This window comes from Pseudonocardia sp. OZ21 (genome assembly GCF_059359135.1).
Map to the genome: position 1 here is coordinate 52,011 of NZ_JCADBN010000028.1, position 17,042 is coordinate 69,052.

The window sequence follows — 17,042 nt, forward strand, 5'->3', positions numbered from 1 at the left end:
GCACCGGACCCTCCGCGCGCTCGCCGCGGCCCTCACGCTCGCCATGGTCGCGCTGGTGGTGCCGACCGGCACCGCGTTCGCCGCCGCGACGCCTGCGGTCCGCACGCAGGAACAGCGCATCGAGGTGGCGGGCGGCCCGGGCACCACCGGGCCGGTGAGCCTGGACACCACGCTCTACCTCCCCGCCGTCACCCCGGCCCCGGCCGTGCTCGTCGCGCACGGTTTCGGGGGGAGCAAGGCCTCGGTCGACCCCGACGCCCGCGACCTGGCCGCACGTGGGTTCGTCGTGCTCACCTGGTCGGCCCGCGGCTTCGGCGCCAGCACCGGCCAGATCTCCCTCGACGACCCCGACCACGAGGTCGCCGACGCGCGGGCACTCGTCGACTGGCTGGCCGCGCGCCCCGACGTGACCCAGGACGGGCCCGGCGACCCCCGAGTCGGGGTCACGGGCGGGTCCTACGGCGGCGCACTCGCTCTGCTGCTCGCCGGCTACGACCGGCGGATCGACGCCATCGCCCCGGTGATCACCTGGAACGACCTCGGTCAGGCCCTGTTCCCCAACGCCGCGACCACCGCCCCGCTCCCCTCCGGCACCCCGGCGCGGGGCGCGTTCGCCCCTGACGGGGTGTTCAAGCGGGGGTGGGCCGGCCTCTTCTTCTCCGCCGGGCTCGGCCCGGCCGACGGCGCGGCCGGCCCGGACTCGGCCCCGCCCGGGGCCGCACAGCCGGCCGCCGCTGCCGCCCCCGTCGGCGGGTCCGCGCAGGCCGGCTCTGCCCAGCCCGGGCCTGCCCAGCCCGGCAACCCGGCCCCGCCCGGTGAGCCCCTCACCTGCGGCCGGTTCACCGCGCAGGTGTGCGCCGCGTACACCGAAGCCGCCACCACGGGCCAGCTCTCCCCCGCCACCGCGGCTCTCCTGCAGCGCTCGTCGCCGTCGACGGTGACCGACCGGATCACCGCCCCGACGCTGCTCGTGCAGGGCGAGCAGGACACGCTGTTCGGGCTCGACCAGGCCGACGCGAACGCCCGCCAGATCGCCGCGACCGGAACGCCGGTGAAGGTCCTCTGGTACGGGGGCGGGCACGATGGCGGCGCGCCCGGCGCGGCCGTGCGGGAGGCGATCGGTGACTGGTTCGACTTCCACCTCGCCCACACCGGCACGAACCCCGGAACCGGTTTCGGCTACACCGTCCAGAGCGGGGTGCGCACCAACGGCGGCGCCCCGAACAGCCGCACCGTGGAGGCCACCGGCTACCCCGGGATCTCCGGCGCGGCTCCGGTGGAGTCCCAGCGGCTCGGTCTGGAGGGGCCGGAGCAGGTCGCGCTGAACCCGGCCGGGGGCAACCCCGCCGCGATCACGACGCTGCCGGGGATCGGTGGGGCGCTGGGCAGCCTGGCCGGCCGGCTCTCGGCGGCCACCGCCGAGGTCCCCGGCCAGTCCGCGCAGTTCCGCACCGCTGCTCTCGGGGAGCCGGTGCTGGTCGCCGGCGCGCCCCGGGTCGACGTGTCGGTCTCCCGCGTCCCGGGCCAGCCCGCACCCGCCGAGGCGGTCCTCTTCGCCAGGACGTTCGAGGTGGCGCCCGACGGTCTGCGCACGTTGCTGGGCAACGCGGTCGCCCCGTTCCGGGTGGCCGTCCCCGCCGACGGGTCCCCGGCCCGCGTCACCGTCACCCTGCCGGGAGTCGTGGCGCCGGTGGAGGCCGGGAACAGCCTGGTGGTGTCGATCGGCACCACCGACCAGGCCTACGCGAGCGGCACCGAGCCCGCGGTGTGGCGGATCGGGCTCACGGGTGACGCGGCGCTCACCGTGCCGCTGGTGCCGGGCGAGGCCGTCACGGCCAACACCGTGCCGCTCCTGCCCCTGATCGGGATCGCGGTCGTGCTGGCGCTGGCCCTGCTGGCCTGGGTCGTCGCCCGGCTCGTCGGCCGCCGCTCGGCGGCAGGCACCGTGGCGGCCGCCGACCCGGACGCCCCGCCGCTGGAGATCCACACGCTGGCCAAGACCTACCGCGGCGGGTTCAGCGCGGTGAAGGACGTGTCGTTCACCGTCCGGAAGGGCATGGTGCTCGGGCTGCTCGGCCCGAACGGCGCAGGCAAGACCACCGTGCTGCGGATGCTCATGGGTCTGATCAAGCCCACCGCAGGCACGATCACGGCGTTCGGGGAGCCGGTCGCGCCGGGCGCGCCGGTGCTGGCGCGGATCGGGGCGTTCGTCGAGGGACCGGGGTTCCTGCCCCACCTGTCGGGGGAGGACAACCTGCGCCTCTACTGGGCCGCGACGGGCCGTCCGGCCGCCGAGGCCCACCTCGACGAGGCCCTGCGGATCGCCGGTCTCGGCGCGTCGGTACAGCGGCGGGTGGGCACCTACAGCCAGGGCATGCGGCAGCGCCTGGCCATCGCTCAGGCCATGCTGGGCCTCCCGGAGCTGCTCGTGCTCGACGAGCCCACCAACGGGCTCGACCCGCCCCAGATCCACGCGATGCGTGAGGTGCTGCACCGGTACGCGGCAGGCGGGCGGACGGTGCTGATCTCGAGTCACCTGCTCGCCGAGGTGGAGCAGACCTGCACGCACGTCGTCGTGATGCACCACGGCGAGGTGGTCGCGGACGGCACGGTCGACGACATCATCGCCGGCGGCGGGGCCGCCACGTTCGGCGTGGACGCCCCCGACCGCGCGGCCGCGGTGCTCAGCGGGCTGGCGGGGGTGCACGCCGTGTCGGTCGACGGTGGCTCGGTGCACGCCGAGCTCAACGGCACCCCGCGCGCCTCGGCGGTGCGGGCGCTCGTCACGGCAGGGGTGGACGTCGCGTCGGCCGGCCCGCGGCGGCGTCTCGAGGACGCGTTCCTGCAGCTCGTCGGAGAGGACGCCGGAAAAATGGATGCAGCCCCGTGACCACGAACGACGGTCCGTCCACCTGGAAGGGCACGGTCGGCGACCTCGCCGACGACGTCCAGCCCGGCCGGTACCGCCCTGGCCGCACGCTGCCACTGCGTGTCGAGCTGCGTCGCCAGCTCCTGCGCCGCCGCACGCAGGTGACGTTCGCCCTGGTCACGCTGCTCCCCGTGATCCTCTGGATCGCGTTCGAGCTGGCCGACGACGGCACCGCCACCGGTTCGGTGAACCTCGTCGACCTCGCGAAGGGCAGCGGAGCCAACTTCGCGGTGTTCGCACTCTTCGCCTCCTCGTCGTTCCTCCTGGTCGTGGTGGTGGCGCTGTTCTTCGGCGACACGGTGGCCGCGGAGGCGTCGTGGTCGAGCCTGCGCTACCTGCTCGCCGCCCCGGTCCCCCGCGCCCGGTTGCTCCGGCAGAAGGCGGTCGTGTCGGCGGTGCTGTCGGTGGCGGCGCTGCTGCTGCTCCCCGTGGTGTCGCTGGCCGTCGGCGCCGTGGCGTACGGCACCGGTGACCTGGTGAGCCCCACCGGTGAGTCCCTGACCTTCTGGACAGGCGTGGGCCGTGTGCTGCTGGCGGCGCTGTACATCGCGGTGCAGCTGAGCTGGGTGGCCGCCCTCGCCCTCGTGCTGTCGGTGAGCACGGACGCACCGCTCGGGGCGGTCGGGGGCGCGGTGACGGTGTCGATCGTGTCGCAGATCCTCGACCAGATCACCGCGCTGGAGGACCTCCGCAACTACCTGCCCACCCACTACGACAGCGCGTGGGCCGACCTGCTCGCGGGGCAGATCGACTGGGGGGACATGACCCGGGGCGTCTTCTCCGCCGTCTCCTACGCCACCGTGCTCGGCGGCCTGGCCGTGTGGCAGTTCCGGCGCAAGGACGTCACGAGCTAGTGCGGACGAGCGCGACGTCGGTGACGGCGCTGGGCGGTCGCGGTGTCCCGAGCAGCACCCCACCGATGATCACCACCCCCGCCACCAGCTCCACCACGCTGGGCCGTTCACCCAGAGCGGCCGCCGCGAGCCCGATCCCGACCACCGGCACCAGCAGCGAGTACGGCGCGACGACCCCGGCCGGGTAGCGGCGCATCAGCGCCGTCCAGATGCCGGAGCCCAGCACGGTGGCGAGGATGGCGAGGTAGGCGATCGCCAGCAGCCCGGGCACCCCGGCCGGGGTGACGGCGGCGCGCACCGCCGCCCAGTCGGCGGCAGGTCCCTCGGTCAGGAGGGACGCCGCGAGCAGCGGGACCGGCGGCACCACCGACATCCACAGCGTCAGGTGCAGCGGGTTCGGTGCGTCGGCGAGCCGGGCGGCAAGGTTGCCGAACGCCCAGCCCAACGCCCCGACGAGGGTGAGCAGCAGCGGGATCAGGGCCGCGGCATGCGCCTGCGCCACGGCGATGGCCAGCAGCCCCACCACCGCCAAGGTGATCCCGGCGACCTGCCGGACGCCCATCCGTTCCCGCAGCAGCAACGCCCCGAGCAGCACCGTGAACGGGGCCGAGGCCTGCAACACCAGCGACGCGAGCCCCGTGGGCATGCCGACGTCCATCGCGACGAACAGGAACAGGAACTGCACCGTGCCGAAGCCGAGCCCGTAACCGAGCAGCCAGCGCAGCGGCACCCGCGGGCGGGGCACCAGCAGCACCGTCGGGATCGCGAGCACCAGGAACCGCAGCGCGGCCAGTAACAGCGGCGGGAAGTGCTCCAGCCCCACGTGGATCGCGAGGAAGTTGGCGCCCCAGAGCACGGCGACGACAGCGGCGAGCAGGCGGTCGCGGGTGGTCACGCCCCACGATCTGTCCAGTCGGGGACGAAGACCAGCGAATGTGGCCGTCCTCGCCCTGCTGCGGCTGTCAGGTGGTCTGCGGGCGCAGCCGCTTGGGCAGCTTGGCGACCACCGCGGCGTAGGAGTCGTCGACGAGCTCGCACAGCTCGTCGTCCGGGATCGTCCCGTCGACCGTGACGCGGTTCCAGCCGTGCCGCCCGATGTAGGCCATCACCTCGACGGCGCCGGGGTAGCGCAGGCGCGGCTCGGCCGCCTCGTCGGCGTCGCGCCCGCACTTGACCCCCAGACCGTCTCCGCCGAGGAACGCGAAGATCTTGCCGCCCACCTTCGCGACGAGGTCACCCTCCCACGGCTCGTCGGGGGTGGCGCCGGGCTTGGCCAGGCAGTAGGCGACGAGCTCCTCGTGGTTCACGGCCAGCGTTGCGGGGCCGGCCGGTCGCGCCGCATCGCCACGAACAGCAGCACGAAGAGCAGCACGGTGAACCAGACGTAGGTGCTGCCGATGAACTGCTGCAGTGGGGTCCACGACAGCTCCCGGTTGTCGGCCCGGGGCAGCCCCTGCTGATGCGGAGCGATCACGAACACGGCCGCCGTCAAGAGGGTGACCACCGCCCACGTCCGGGACCGCAACCGCCATGCCGTGGCTGCGGCAACCAGGAGCGCGGGCGCCACCCACACCCAGTGGTGCGACCACGAGGTGGGCGACACCAGCAGCGCGACACCCGCCGTGGCGACGAGCGCGAGCGGCGCCGAACCTCGCCGGATCGCCGGCACCGCGAGCGCGAGCAGCCCCGCGGACAGCAGCAGCCAGCAGACCGTGCGCGGGGTGCCGTCGATCCCCATCCGGACGAGCACGGCCTGGAACGTCTGGTTGGTGAAGAACGGTGATCCGCTGACGCCGCCCGCGGGGTTGTCGAGCCAGAAGGTCCACGACTGGCTCGGCGCGACGACGAACCCGATCGCCGTGGCGACGGCGCCCGAGATCGCGGCGGTGGCGGCGGCCCGGTAGTCCCGGCGCAGCAGGAAGTACAGGACGAACGCCGCCGGTGTCAGCTTGATGGCGGCGGCGATCCCGATGAGGACGCCACGGGGCCAGCGCGGCCGCGCGACCAGGCAGTCGAGCGCCACCAACGCCATGAGCAGGAGGTTGATCTGACCGAACTGGATGGTCTGGGACACCGGTTCGAGGCTCAGCGGGGGCCGGGGGTCGGACGGGACGTCGAAGTCGATGACCTTGCCGGGCTGGACCGCGAGCGCCAGCGGCAGCGCGATCGACGCCACGGACAGCGCCCCACCCCGGCCGCCGGCCTCCCAGAGGCGGCGCGCGACCACGTAGAGGGTGGCGCCCAGCGACAACGTCGAGAGCGCGAGCAGCCCCGTCCAGGCCACCACCCACGGCACGACGGCCAGCGGCACCATCACCAGCGCCGCGAACGGCGGGTAGATGAACGGCAGCGTGATGTGGCCCGCCGTCTCGGGCAGCGGCCCGTAGAGATCACCGCCGGCCAGCCACGCCTGCACCCCGAAGCGGTACACCTGCAGGTCGATGTGCCGGCCACCGGTGTAGATCACCACCCCGACCAGCACCAGGGCCAGGAGCGGAACGGTGACCGGCAGGATGCGCCCGGGCGACCGGAGCACGTCGAGAATGCGCCGCTCGGCCGAGGTGCGGACGGTCGACCCGCCGACAACCGTCACACTGGTGCCCTCTCCTCGGCCGACAGATCGCCCGCCACGGTAACTCTCCCTCGCCCCGTGCCGCCGAGCCCCCCTCCACCGCGACCCGCCGTCACCGCACACACACATTGGCCACCGCACACACGTCACGACATGTGCACCGTGGCCAACCGGTGTGCGCGGTCGCCGCGGATCCGCGCCGGCCCGTGGGCGGTGCCGCGGGCGGTCAGCGGATGCCGGCCGCGTCCATCCCGCGCAGCTCCTTCTTGAGGTCGGCGATCTCGTCGCGGAGGCGGGCGGCCAGTTCGAACTGCAGATCGCGAGCCGCGGCGAGCATCTGGTCGGAGAGCTGCTGCACGAGGTCGGCCAGCTCGGCGCGGGGCATGGCCGACGTGTCGCGGCCGGAGATCACGCCCGAGCTGGCGCTGGCCCGCCCCGGCTCCCCTGCCGCACGCTTGCCCCGGGACTGGTTGCGGCCCGATCCACCGACCGGAACCTCGGTGTCCTCGGCCTCCCGGTACACCTGGTCGAGGATGTCGGCGATCTTCTTACGCAGCGGCTGCGGGTCGAGCCCGCGCTCCTCGTTGTAGGCGACCTGCTTGGCCCGGCGACGGTCGGTCTCGTCGATCGCGAACTGCATCGAGTCGGTGATCTTGTCGGCGTACATGTGCACCTCGCCCGACACGTTGCGCGCCGCGCGCCCGATGGTCTGGATCAGCGAGGTGCCGGAGCGGAGGAAGCCCTCCTTGTCGGCGTCGAGGATCGCGACCAGCGACACCTCGGGCAGGTCGAGGCCCTCCCGGAGCAGGTTGATGCCGACCAGCACGTCGTACTCGCCGAGCCGCAGCTGCCGGAGCAGCTCCACCCGGCGCAGCGTGTCGACCTCCGAGTGCAGGTAGCGCACCCGGATACCCAGCTCCAGCAGGTAGTCGGTGAGGTCCTCGGCCATCTTCTTGGTGAGCGTGGTGACCAGGACGCGCTCGTCGCGCTCGGAGCGCTCGCGGATCTCGTGGACCAGGTCGTCGATCTGGCCCTTCGTCGGCTTGACGACGACCTTCGGGTCGACCAGGCCGGTGGGGCGGATGACCTGCTCGACGAACTCCCCACCGGTGCGGTTGAGCTCGTAGGGCCCGGGCGTGGCCGACAGGTAGACCGTCTGGCCGATCCGGTCGGCGAACTCCTCCCAGGTGAGAGGCCGGTTGTCGACCGCCGACGGCAGCCGGAACCCGAACTCCACCAGGTTGCGCTTGCGGGACATGTCGCCCTCGTACATGCCGCCGATCTGCGGGACCGTCTGGTGCGACTCGTCGATGACCAGCAGGAAGTCGTCGGGGAAGTAGTCGATCAATGTGGCGGGCGCCGAGCCCGGGCCACGGCCGTCGATGTGGCGCGAGTAGTTCTCGATGCCCGAGCAGAACCCGACCTGGCGGATCATCTCGATGTCGTACTGGGTGCGCATCCGCAACCGCTGCGCCTCCAGCAGCTTGCCCTGGCGCTCAAGCTCGGCGAGCCGCTCCTCCAGCTCCTTCTCGATCTCGCGGACCGCCCGCTCCATGCGCTCCGGACCGGCGACGTAGTGCGTGGCGGGGAAGATGCGCAGCTCGTCGACCTGGCGGACGACGTCGCCCGTGAGCGGGTGGAGGTAGTAGAGAGCCTCGATCTCGTCGCCGAAGAACTCGATGCGGATCGCGAGCTCCTCGTACGCCGGGATGATCTCCACGGTGTCGCCGCGGACCCGGAACGTGCCGCGGTTGAAGGCCATGTCGTTGCGGGTGTACTGCACGTCGACCAGCGCCCGGAGCAGCACGTCACGTTCGACGCTCGCGCCGACCTCGAGCTTCACCGACCGGTCGAGGTAGGACTGCGGCGTGCCCAGGCCGTAGATGCACGACACGGACGCGACCACGACGACGTCGCGCCGCGACAGCAGGTTGTGGGTGGCGGAGTGGCGCAGCCGCTCGACGTCCTCGTTGATCGAGGAGTCCTTCTCGATGTAGGTGTCGGTCTGCGCGATGTACGCCTCGGGTTGGTAGTAGTCGTAGTACGAGACGAAGTACTCGACCGCGTTGTTGGGCAGCATCTCGCGGAGCTCGTTGGCCAGCTGCGCCGCGAGCGTCTTGTTGGGCGCCATCACCAGCGTGGGCCGCTGCAGCCGCTCGACCAGCCAGGCCGTGGTGGCCGACTTGCCCGTGCCGGTGGCGCCGAGGAGCACGACGTCCTGCTCGCCCGCGCGGATGCGCTTCTCCAGCTCCTCGATCGCCGCGGGCTGGTCGCCCGCGGGCTTGAACTCGCTGACGACCTCGAACCGGCCGCCCGTGCGGGGGATCTCCCCGACGGGACGGAACTCGGAGTGGGCGACCGGCACGTCCTGCTTTGCCGCGCTGCCGGGAACCTCTGTCGCGAATGCCACGGCTCCAGGGTACGAGCCCCCACCGACATTTCGCGGAGCGGACATCTACGCAGGTCCACGAGGCGCGGTGGGGGATGACCCGACGCCGGCGCCGCTCAGCTCCGAGCCCCGGCAGGTCGACCGGATCCGGTCAGACCGAGCAGCGGCGATCCACCGGACGAACGCGAGGTGCGGTGCCAAGCGAACATCGGCGGGACCTGACAGGATCGGGGCGGTGCACCCGCCGAAGATCTCCACCTTCGACGTCCCGGCCGCCCTCAACATCGACACCAAGGGCGTCGCCCGCCTGGTGGACGAGTACCGGATCACACCCTTCGGCCTGTACATGAGCCGTCCGATGATCGACCGGCCCACCGCGCACTGGGTGCAGTCGTGGCTGCTGCCCGATATCGGCCTGTGCGTCACCGACTGGTGCTGGAACCCCGGCCACCACCGGGACCAGGACTTCTACCTCGACGTGTGCGACATCGTGCGCGACGGCGAGCGCTGGGTGCTCACCGACCACTACCTCGACATCGTGGTGCAGCACGGGCGGAGTGCCCTGGTGGTCGACACGGACGAGTTCGTGGCCGCCGTGGCTCTCGGGCTCCTCGAGCCGCCCGCGGCCGAGAAGGCGATGGAGCGGGCCTTCCGCGCCGTGGACGGCCTCGCCGCCCACGGCCACGACCTCGACGCCTGGCTCGGTGAGCGGGGCATCGCGCTCACCTGGAAACGCTGCCACGACCAGCGGAAATGAGCCCGGGCGGCACGAACGCGAGCGTTCGTGCACCCGAGCCCGCACTCAGGCGATGCCTGAGCGCGGCGTGATCGGCGAGCTCGGCGAACTCGGCGAACTCGGGCTCTCGTGCTGCGTCGTTGTGGACGGGGTCGTCGGGCTGGCCTGAGCCGTGGTGGTCGGCGGCGGCTCCGCCTCCGTGGTTGTCGTCGGCGGCGGTGTAGTCGGGCGTGAGGTCGTTGTCGTCGGCGGACTCGTGCGAGTGGTCGTCGTCGGCGGCGGCGGCGACGACGGACGGGTACGCGTCGTCGTCGGCGGGTGCGTCGGCGGCTGGGAGCGTGTCGTCGTCGGCGCCGGCGGCTCCACCGGTGGCGGCGGGCCCACCGGCGGAGGCGGCGGCGGACCCACCGGCCCCGGTGGGACGGGTCCCGGAAGCCCGGGCGCCGGAGCACCCGGCAGCACCCGGCCCTGATCCGTTGCCGCATGATCGCGCTGGATCCGCGCCCGCTCCTCCTCCGAGGCGCCCGGGGCCACCACCGGCGCATCGGGGTGGGTGACCGACTGCGGGTCGGACGGCTCGCCGGCGGGAGCGGAATCGGCCCCGCCCAGGCTGCCGGCGGGCGCCGAGCCCGGTGACACGGCCGTGGCGGCGTCCGCGACCGCCGCAGGCGCCGCGATCTGCGCGATCGCGGTGGTCGCGCCGAGCGCGCCGACCGTGAGCACGGCGGCGGCAGCGGCCGTGCTGGCACGGTTGAGCGTGCCGGCCCGGCGGATCACCGAGTCCACGGCGGGCAGGGTGACGGCGGCGGCGAGCTCGTCGTCGAGCCGCCGGAACTCCTCGGTCACTCGATCCAACGACTCGTTCACCGGTGTTCCCCCCTGTAGTCGTCGCCGTCGGCCCGGTCGCCCGCGGCGCCGTATGGCGTGCCGTATCCCTCGGCGTCGAAATCACCGGGGCGGTAGTTCTCGGGCCCGTACGCCGGGCCGTAGCCGTCGGACCCGCGCTCGCCGGACCCGAAGACGTCGAAACCGTCGTCGGCGTTGTAGCCCTCGCCGACCGCGCCCTCCAGGACCAGGGGCAGGACCTCGGCCATGCCCTCGGACACGACCTGGCGCGCGCGGGACAGCCGGGCCTGCACCGATCCCATCGAGACCTGTTCCAACGCGGAGATCTCGGCCAGCGAGACACCCGCCATGTGGGTGAGGACGACGGCCCGGCGCTCCGCCGCCGACAGCTTGCCGAGGGCGGTGAGCAGCGCGCCGGTGCGCGAGTCGACACCGTCGCCGATCGGGCGGGGACGGCCGATGCCGATGCGGGCGAGCATGCGTCGCCAGCTCCGGATGGTGGCCCGGACGGCGACCCGCCGGACCCAGGCGGTCGGGTCGGGCGAGCGGCTGATCACCGACCAGTTGCGCCACGCACGGGAGTAGGCGTCCTGGACGACGTCGTGGGCCTCGCCCGGGTCGAGCGTGATCGCGTAGAGCTGCGCGACCAGCCGCTGGTAGTTGGCCTCGAGGTGCGCGCCGAAGTCGACCCGCAACTGCGCGGCGGACAGCGGCGGGCCGCCGCGCACGACCTTCGTGCGGCCGGAGCCTGGTGTGCCGCGAGCAGCGCCGGCGGCGTCGTCGAACCGGCCGTCGGCACCAGGAGGATTGTCGACCGGTGTGCCCACCGTCATGTCCCCCTGCTCGCCTGAGCCAAGCTGGTCACCCGGATGTGGATTTTCCTGTCCCTCCATCGTGGCACGATGGCGCACCGTTACGACGGAGCAGCCCCATCACTCCAACGAGGGAGACCAGCCTGAGGATGCGGCCCATGCGTCGGCTCGTGGTGCAGCTGCGTCGAACCACGGTTCCTTGACCTCGACGTAGCGATCTGCGTCGCTGTCGGCGCCGTACCGTGCCTCCGCCTCGCGCTTCACCGCCAGGTACTCGTCCCGGGCTGCGGCGTCGGAGCGCAGCCAGTCACGGAAGAGCAGCGCGTAGCGCCAGCCCGGGGAGCCCACCTCGCGAACGTGCAGGTGGACGATGCGGCCGGGGTCGGCGGAGCCGTGATAGCGCTTGGGCCACGGCGGTGAGCCCGGTGGCTTCGCGTTGTCCCACGCGATGTCGGGCCGCCAGGGGAAGCCGGCGTCCTGCAACGCGTCGCGGATGGCGTCGGCATCGGCCAGCGAGTCGACCCCGAGCTGCAGGTCGATCACGTCCTTGGCCGGCAGGCCCGGCACGGAGGTGGAGCCGGTGTGTGCCACACCACGTCCCCGTTCCCCCGCGGCCGTCGCCACGCGGGCGCAGAGCCGTTCACCCTGGGCGGCCCAGTCCGGATCCGGGTCGGCGAGCTTCGGCGCGCCCGCACGGACCGCCCGGCGCAGCCGCAGGTTCTCCTCGAACGGGACGAGCCGGGCCTTCCACAGCTCGTCGACGGCAGCCTCGAGGCCGGCAGGATCACCTGAGTTGTCCAGCCACACGTCGGCGGCAGCGCGGCGCGCGACGTCGTCGGCCTGGCTGGCGATGCGGGCCCGCGCATCGGACTCGGGCATGCCGCGCAGCTCGACGAGCCGGCGCACCCGCTCCTCCGCGTCGGCGTGGATCACCACGACCAGCGGGAACAGCGGCGCCATCCGCCCTTCGACCAGCAGCGGGACGTCCTGCGCCACCACGGCGTCGGCCGGCGCGGCGGCGATCAGCTCCTCGGAGCGCCGCCGGACGCGCGGGTGCACGATGCCGTTCAGCCGCTCGCGTGCGGCCGGATCCTGAAAGACGAGTGCCGCGAGGGCAGCCCGGTCCAGGGTGCCCTCCCCGGTGAGGACGCCCTCGCCGAACGTCGCAGCGATCTCCGCGAGACCTGTGGTGGCCGGCGCTACGACCTCCCGGGCGATCGCATCGGAGTCGATCACCACCGCACCCCGCTGGGCGAGCCGCCTGGCCACCGTCGACTTGCCCGAACCGATTCCGCCGGTCAGCCCCACCCTCAGCACGGCGTCACGCTACTCGGTCAGGAAACGGCACCAGGGGGCTCGGTGACAGTGCTGGACGACGGGGTGCCGCCCGCCGTGCTGACCGCGGGGAGCACCCGCAGCGCGAGGTCGACCAGCACGTCGGCCGGAGCACGACCACCCGGCAGCGGCTGACCCGGCAGCACGAGCGTCAGGTTGCTCACCTCGTGGACGACCATGAGAACCGCCTCACCGCGCCGCTCGACGAGCACGGCAGAGGCGCTCCCGATCGGCAGTTCACGGCGACCGCCGTCCTCGGCCTCGGAGTTGACCCGCCACTGCTTGCCGGCGGCGTCGGCATCTGTGTACGCCGACGCGTTGATGTTGAGCAGTGTCCGGCCCCGCGCCGGACCTCCCGCCGTGCCGGTGTAGACGCACGCCACCCGCTCGGTGCGCCCGACGGACGGCTCCGCGACGCCGATCGTGGTGCGCTGGGCGACCGAACCCAACGGCAGACCCAGCAGTGCCTCCAGGTCACCGACCGCGAGGATCCGGGCGCAGTCGTCGGGCAGCACGCCGTCATCCGGGCCCGCCGCAGCCGCCGCGGACGTCTCGGCCGACGTGGGGAACGTGGGCACTTCGGTCTGCTGGGGTGCGGAGGCGCTACACCCGCTCAACGCGAGCACCATGGCGACCAGTCCGGCACCGAGAACTCTGTGTCGGCAGTCCGCCCCGCGCATGCACCTACGGTAGAGCGAAATCTCCCCCACCTCCTGTTCGCCGCGCGATTAGCACCGAACGCAGCACAACCGTGACCCGGCTTCCCCCGGACGCCGGACGGCCCCGGCGACCAATGGTCGTCGGGGCCGTCGAGTCGATCAGACTTGCTGAGCCGTCAGGCTCCGCCGGAGAGCTTCTCGCGCAGTGCCGCAAGCTGCTCGTCGCTGGCGAGCGACCCACCGGACTCGGCCGGCTCACCGCCACCCTGCGAGGAGTAGTTGGTGCCGCCGCCGTCGGCAGCTGCCTCGGCCTCGGCCTCGGCCGACTTCTTGATCTGCGTGATGTGCTGCTCGTAGCGGGCGTGCGCCTCGGCGTACTCCTTCTCCCAGGCCTCGCGCTGAGCCTCGAAGCCCTCCTGCCAGTCGCCGGTCTCGACGTCGAAGCCCTCGGGGTAGATGTAGTTCCCCTGGTCGTCGTACTCGGCGGCCATGCCGTAGCGGGTGGGGTCGAACTCCGTCTCGGCCGTCATGCCCTCGTTGGCCTGCTTGAGCGACAGCGAGATGCGGCGCCGGTCGAGGTCGATGTCGATGACCTTGACCATCGCGTCGTCGCCGACCTGCACGACCTGCTCCGGGATCTCCACGTGGCGCTCGGCCAGCTCGGAGATGTGCACCAGGCCCTCGATGCCCTCCTCGACACGCACGAACGCGCCGAAGGGAACGAGCTTGGTGACCTTGCCCGGCACGATCTGGCCGATCGCGTGCGTGCGGGCGTACAGGCGCCACGGGTCCTCCTGCGTCGCCTTCAGCGACAGGGAGACACGCTCGCGGTCCAGGTCGACGTCGAGGACCTCGACGGTGACCTCCTGGCCGACCTCGACAACCTCGCTCGGGTGGTCGATGTGCTTCCAGGACAGCTCGGAGACGTGCACCAGACCGTCGACCCCGCCCAGGTCGACGAAGGCACCGAAGTTGACCACCGAGGAGACGACGCCCTTGCGCACCTGGCCGCGGGCCAGCTGGTTGAGGAACTCGCTGCGCACCTCGGACTGGGTCTGCTCCAGCCAGGCCCGGCGGGACAGGACCACGTTGTTGCGGTTCTTGTCCAGCTCGATGATCTTGGCCTCGATCTTGCGGCCGACGTACGGCTGCAGATCGCGGACGCGGCGCATCTCGACCAGCGAGGCCGGGAGGAAGCCGCGGAGCCCGATGTCCAGGATCAGGCCGCCCTTGACGACCTCGATGACGGTGCCCTCGACCGGCTCGTCGGCCTCCTTGAGAGCCTCGATCGTGCCCCAGGCGCGCTCGTACTGCGCGCGCTTCTTGGACAGGATCAGCCGGCCCTCCTTGTCCTCCTTCTGGAGAACCAGGGCCTCGACGTACTCACCGACCGACACGACCTCCGCCGGATCGACGTCGTGCTTGATCGAGAGCTCCCGCGAGGGGATGACGCCCTCGGTCTTGTAGCCGATGTCGAGCAGGACCTCGTCACGGTCGACCTTGACGATGGTGCCCTCGACGATGTCGCCATCGTTGAAGTACTTGATCGTCTGGTCGATGGCGGCGAGGAAGTCCTCCTCCGACCCGATGTCGTTGACGGCGACCTGCGGGGTCGTGTGGGTCGGGGCGGCGGTGGTGTCGGTGGACATGTAGTGGGGTGCTCCGGTTATGGATGGATTGGAGGTGCGGACCAGGTGGTGTACGTCTCGTGACGTGGTGCTGTCACCCTTGCTCGTGGATCGTGGTGGAGAACGTGCGTGGAGAACATGCGTGATGTGGCCGGGCGAAGCGCGCGCAGAACCCGCGACGTTGACCACCGCGCTTCCATCATGCTACGCGCGACCCGATCAGCACGGCAATGAGGGTGGCCCCATCTCAACTGTCACGATGGTCGCGTGAGCGCGGAGGAGCGGCTGGGAACCACCGGGGTGGCGCGGCGTGACGTGGACGCCACGGAGTCGGAACGCGCCAGCCGGATGTGGTGGGACGCCGACGCCGAGGACTACCTGGCCGAGCACGGCCGTGACATCGGGGACGCCGACTTCGTCTGGTGCCCCGAGGGCCTGCGCGAGGCCGACGCGCATCTCCTCGGCGACGTCGCGGGCCTGCGGGTGCTGGAGGTCGGGTGCGGCTCCGCCCCGTGCTCGCGGTGGCTCGCCCGCACCGGAGCCAGGCCCGTGGCGCTGGACCTGTCCGGGACGATGCTGAAGCACGCCGCCGCGCTCGGGGAGGCAACCGGGATCGCCGTGCCACTGGTGCAGGCCGGCGCCGAACGCCTCCCGTTCGCCGACGGATCCTTCGACGTGGCCTGCTCGGCGTTCGGGGCGGTGCCGTTCGTGGCGGAGCCGGAGCGCGTGATGCGCGAGGTGGCCCGCGTGCTGCGGCCCGGCGGACGCTGGGTCTTCGCGGTGAACCACCCCATGCGCTGGATGTTCTCCGACGACCCCGGCCCCGACGGCCTGACCGTGCAGCAGTCCTACTTCGATCGCACGCCTTATGTAGAGGTCGACGCCTCGGGCCGGGCCACCTACGTGGAGCACCATCGGACGCTGGGCGACCGCGTCCGCGACCTCGTGGCCGCCGGGCTCGTCCTCGACGACATCGTCGAGCCCGACTGGCCGGAGGGCCGGGAGACCGTGTGGGGCCAGTGGTCCCCCCTCCGAGGCGCCCTCTTCCCCGGAACCGCGATCTTCGCGAGCCACAAACCCTGACCCGCCCCCCACCCCGCGAGTCGCCCGATCCCGGTGCGCGAGTCGCCCGATCCCGGCCAACGGCCGGGCGGCATTGATCGCTGCGAGATCCACGGATCGGCGCCCCGGCGGGCCGAAATGCGCATCTGGCAGCAACTCCGGGGCTGAGTCGGCAACCGCCGCGGACACCCGCCTGCGGGCCGCGAACCGCGTGCGCGAGTCGCACACCCCCCGCCGCCCAGTCCGGTCTCACGAGTCACCCACGCCAGGCCACGAGTGGCCGGCCCCGATCCGCGAGTCGCCCGATTCAGGCGGCCGAGTCGCCCGATCCCGGGCTTCGGCCGCCCCAACACACGCCATTGATCGCTACCAGACGCACGGATCCGCCCCCCGCAGGGCCGAAAGGCCCATCTCGCAGCGGATGCGGACCGGGTCGGCCGCCTCACCACGCCAGCCGCCCAGCCGCCTGACCACGAGATCCACGGTTCCGCCCCCGAAGGGCTGCGACTGCCGACGAGCCGGCGGTCTGACGGGCACCGAGCAGGGTGGTGTGTCGGGGCGCTGTCCTAAGGTGCGGATCGTGTCTGTCGATCCCGATCCACTGCCGTCGTCGTCGGACGTGGAGCAGCTTGCCGACCGGATGGGGATCGTGCTGGTGAAGGTCAGCCTCGACGAGGTGATCGGGACGCTTCCGGTCGCGGGTAACCGCCAGCCCTTCGGGCTGCTGCACGGCGGCGCGAGCGCGGTGCTCGCGGAGACGCTCGGCTCCACTCTCTCGGCGATGCACGCGATGCCCGAGCGGTTTCCTGTGGGGCTCGAGCTGTCGTGCACGCATCACGCCGCGGCCACCGAAGGCATCGTCACCGGGGTGGCCCGCCCGCTTCACGTGGGCCGGACCACCTCCACCACGGAGATCGTGATCACCGACGCCCGGGGCAGGCGTACCTGCACCGCCAGGCTCACCTGTGTGCACCGCGACAGCAGGCCGTGACGGCCTGCTGTCGCGCGTGTCAGCTGGCCACGCCCTCGCCGAGGTAGGCCTCCTGCACCCGGGGGTCGGCGAGCAGTTCAGCACCGCTACCCGACAACGTCGTACGCCCCAGGTCGATCACATACGCCTGATCCGACAACGCCAACGCCGCGAGCGCGTTCTGCTCCACCAACAACACCGTGGTGCCCTCGGCCTGCAACTCCCGCACCGTCGCGAAGATCTTCTGCGT

General features: G+C 72.4%; 15 protein-coding genes. 5 read left to right on the forward strand and 10 right to left on the reverse strand.

All coding sequences use genetic code 11. From position 1 onward, the window contains the following. The first annotated feature begins 43 nt into the window (after window positions 1-43). Together AC5L35_RS35845 and AC5L35_RS35850 are read left to right on the forward strand one after the other, a co-directional pair. Window positions 44-2,890 (forward strand): alpha/beta fold hydrolase, encoded by a 2,847-nt coding sequence (locus AC5L35_RS35845; protein WP_495064222.1) that lies wholly within the window; start codon window positions 44-46, stop codon window positions 2,888-2,890. Beyond that, window positions 2,887-3,783 (forward strand): ABC transporter permease, encoded by an 897-nt coding sequence (locus tag AC5L35_RS35850; protein ID WP_495064206.1) that lies wholly within the window; start codon window positions 2,887-2,889, stop codon window positions 3,781-3,783. The genes AC5L35_RS35845 and AC5L35_RS35850 overlap by 4 nt, the downstream gene beginning before the upstream one ends. Here AC5L35_RS35850 and AC5L35_RS35855 read toward each other — a convergent pair. The 4 genes from AC5L35_RS35855 to uvrB form a co-directional block, all read right to left on the reverse strand. Beyond that, window positions 3,773-4,678 (reverse strand): EamA family transporter, encoded by a 906-nt coding sequence (locus AC5L35_RS35855; RefSeq protein WP_495064207.1) that lies wholly within the window; start codon window positions 4,676-4,678, stop codon window positions 3,773-3,775. The two genes, AC5L35_RS35850 and AC5L35_RS35855, sit on opposite strands and share 11 nt — an antisense overlap. Window positions 4,679-4,745: 67 nt before the next feature. Further along, window positions 4,746-5,090, reverse strand: coding sequence for an MmcQ/YjbR family DNA-binding protein (locus AC5L35_RS35860; RefSeq protein WP_495064208.1), 345 nt, complete (start codon window positions 5,088-5,090; stop codon window positions 4,746-4,748). Beyond that, the gene (locus AC5L35_RS35865) at window positions 5,087-6,376 is read right to left on the reverse strand and encodes a glycosyltransferase family 87 protein (RefSeq protein ID WP_495064209.1); all 1,290 of its coding nucleotides are present in this window, start codon (window positions 6,374-6,376) and stop codon (window positions 5,087-5,089) included. The genes AC5L35_RS35860 and AC5L35_RS35865 overlap by 4 nt, the downstream gene beginning before the upstream one ends. Window positions 6,377-6,581: 205 nt before the next feature. Further along, window positions 6,582-8,765 (reverse strand): excinuclease ABC subunit UvrB, encoded by a 2,184-nt coding sequence (gene uvrB / locus AC5L35_RS35870; RefSeq protein WP_495064210.1) that lies wholly within the window; start codon window positions 8,763-8,765, stop codon window positions 6,582-6,584. Window positions 8,766-8,979: 214 nt separating this feature from the next. On the opposite strand from uvrB, the gene AC5L35_RS35875 reads away from it, so the two are divergent. Then, on the forward strand, window positions 8,980-9,501 hold the full coding sequence (locus AC5L35_RS35875; protein WP_495064211.1) for a ribonuclease FAU-1 family protein: 522 nt from the start codon (window positions 8,980-8,982) through the stop codon (window positions 9,499-9,501). 45 nt (window positions 9,502-9,546) lie between these two features. Here AC5L35_RS35875 and AC5L35_RS35880 read toward each other — a convergent pair whose 3' ends face one another. The 5 genes from AC5L35_RS35880 to rpsA all read right to left on the reverse strand — a co-directional run bounded on the left by AC5L35_RS35880 (window position 9,547) and on the right by rpsA (window position 14,781). Then, on the reverse strand, window positions 9,547-10,347 hold the full coding sequence (locus tag AC5L35_RS35880) for a hypothetical protein (RefSeq protein WP_495064212.1): 801 nt from the start codon (window positions 10,345-10,347) through the stop codon (window positions 9,547-9,549). Beyond that, window positions 10,344-11,159: an RNA polymerase sigma factor gene (locus AC5L35_RS35885; protein ID WP_495064213.1), complete on the reverse strand. Its 816-nt coding sequence runs from the start codon at window positions 11,157-11,159 to the stop codon at window positions 10,344-10,346. Before AC5L35_RS35885 ends, AC5L35_RS35880 begins: the two co-directional genes overlap by 4 nt. Before the next feature lie 99 nt (window positions 11,160-11,258). Further along, the gene (gene coaE, locus AC5L35_RS35890; RefSeq protein ID WP_495064214.1) at window positions 11,259-12,455 is read right to left on the reverse strand and encodes a dephospho-CoA kinase; all 1,197 of its coding nucleotides are present in this window, start codon (window positions 12,453-12,455) and stop codon (window positions 11,259-11,261) included. Window positions 12,456-12,472: 17 nt separating this feature from the next. Next, complete coding sequence (locus AC5L35_RS35895; protein WP_495064215.1) at window positions 12,473-13,153, reverse strand: hypothetical protein; 681 nt, start codon at window positions 13,151-13,153, stop codon at window positions 12,473-12,475. Between the two features lie 155 nt (window positions 13,154-13,308). Continuing rightward, the gene (gene rpsA / locus AC5L35_RS35900) at window positions 13,309-14,781 is read right to left on the reverse strand and encodes a 30S ribosomal protein S1 (protein WP_495064216.1); all 1,473 of its coding nucleotides are present in this window, start codon (window positions 14,779-14,781) and stop codon (window positions 13,309-13,311) included. A 246-nt stretch (window positions 14,782-15,027) separates the two neighbouring features. Between rpsA and AC5L35_RS35905 the strand changes: the two genes are divergently transcribed. Together AC5L35_RS35905 and AC5L35_RS35910 are read left to right on the forward strand one after the other, a co-directional pair. Beyond that, the gene (locus tag AC5L35_RS35905; RefSeq protein WP_495064217.1) at window positions 15,028-15,843 is read left to right on the forward strand and encodes a class I SAM-dependent methyltransferase; all 816 of its coding nucleotides are present in this window, start codon (window positions 15,028-15,030) and stop codon (window positions 15,841-15,843) included. Window positions 15,844-16,462: 619 nt separating this feature from the next. Further along, on the forward strand, window positions 16,463-16,813 hold the full coding sequence (locus AC5L35_RS35910) for a hotdog fold thioesterase (RefSeq protein ID WP_495064223.1): 351 nt from the start codon (window positions 16,463-16,465) through the stop codon (window positions 16,811-16,813). 19 nt (window positions 16,814-16,832) lie between these two features. Here the strand turns inward: AC5L35_RS35910 and AC5L35_RS35915 are convergent. Further along, on the reverse strand, window positions 16,833-17,042 hold a 210-nt coding region (locus AC5L35_RS35915; protein ID WP_495064218.1), incomplete at its 5' end, for an ABC transporter ATP-binding protein C-terminal domain-containing protein.

Bases quoted from the DNA above. Each gene is read 5' to 3' on its own strand.
- AC5L35_RS35885 (WP_495064213.1), bottom strand. From the start codon at position 11,159: ATGACGGTGGGCACACCGGTCGACAATCCTCCTGGTGCCGACGGCCGG.
- AC5L35_RS35910 (WP_495064223.1), top strand. From the start codon at position 16,463: ATGGGGATCGTGCTGGTGAAGGTCAGCCTCGACGAGGTGATCGGGACG.
- AC5L35_RS35895 (WP_495064215.1), bottom strand. From the start codon at position 13,153: ATGCGCGGGGCGGACTGCCGACACAGAGTTCTCGGTGCCGGACTGGTC.
- rpsA (WP_495064216.1), bottom strand. From the start codon at position 14,781: ATGTCCACCGACACCACCGCCGCCCCGACCCACACGACCCCGCAGGTC.
- AC5L35_RS35845 (WP_495064222.1), top strand. From the start codon at position 44: ATGGTCGCGCTGGTGGTGCCGACCGGCACCGCGTTCGCCGCCGCGACG.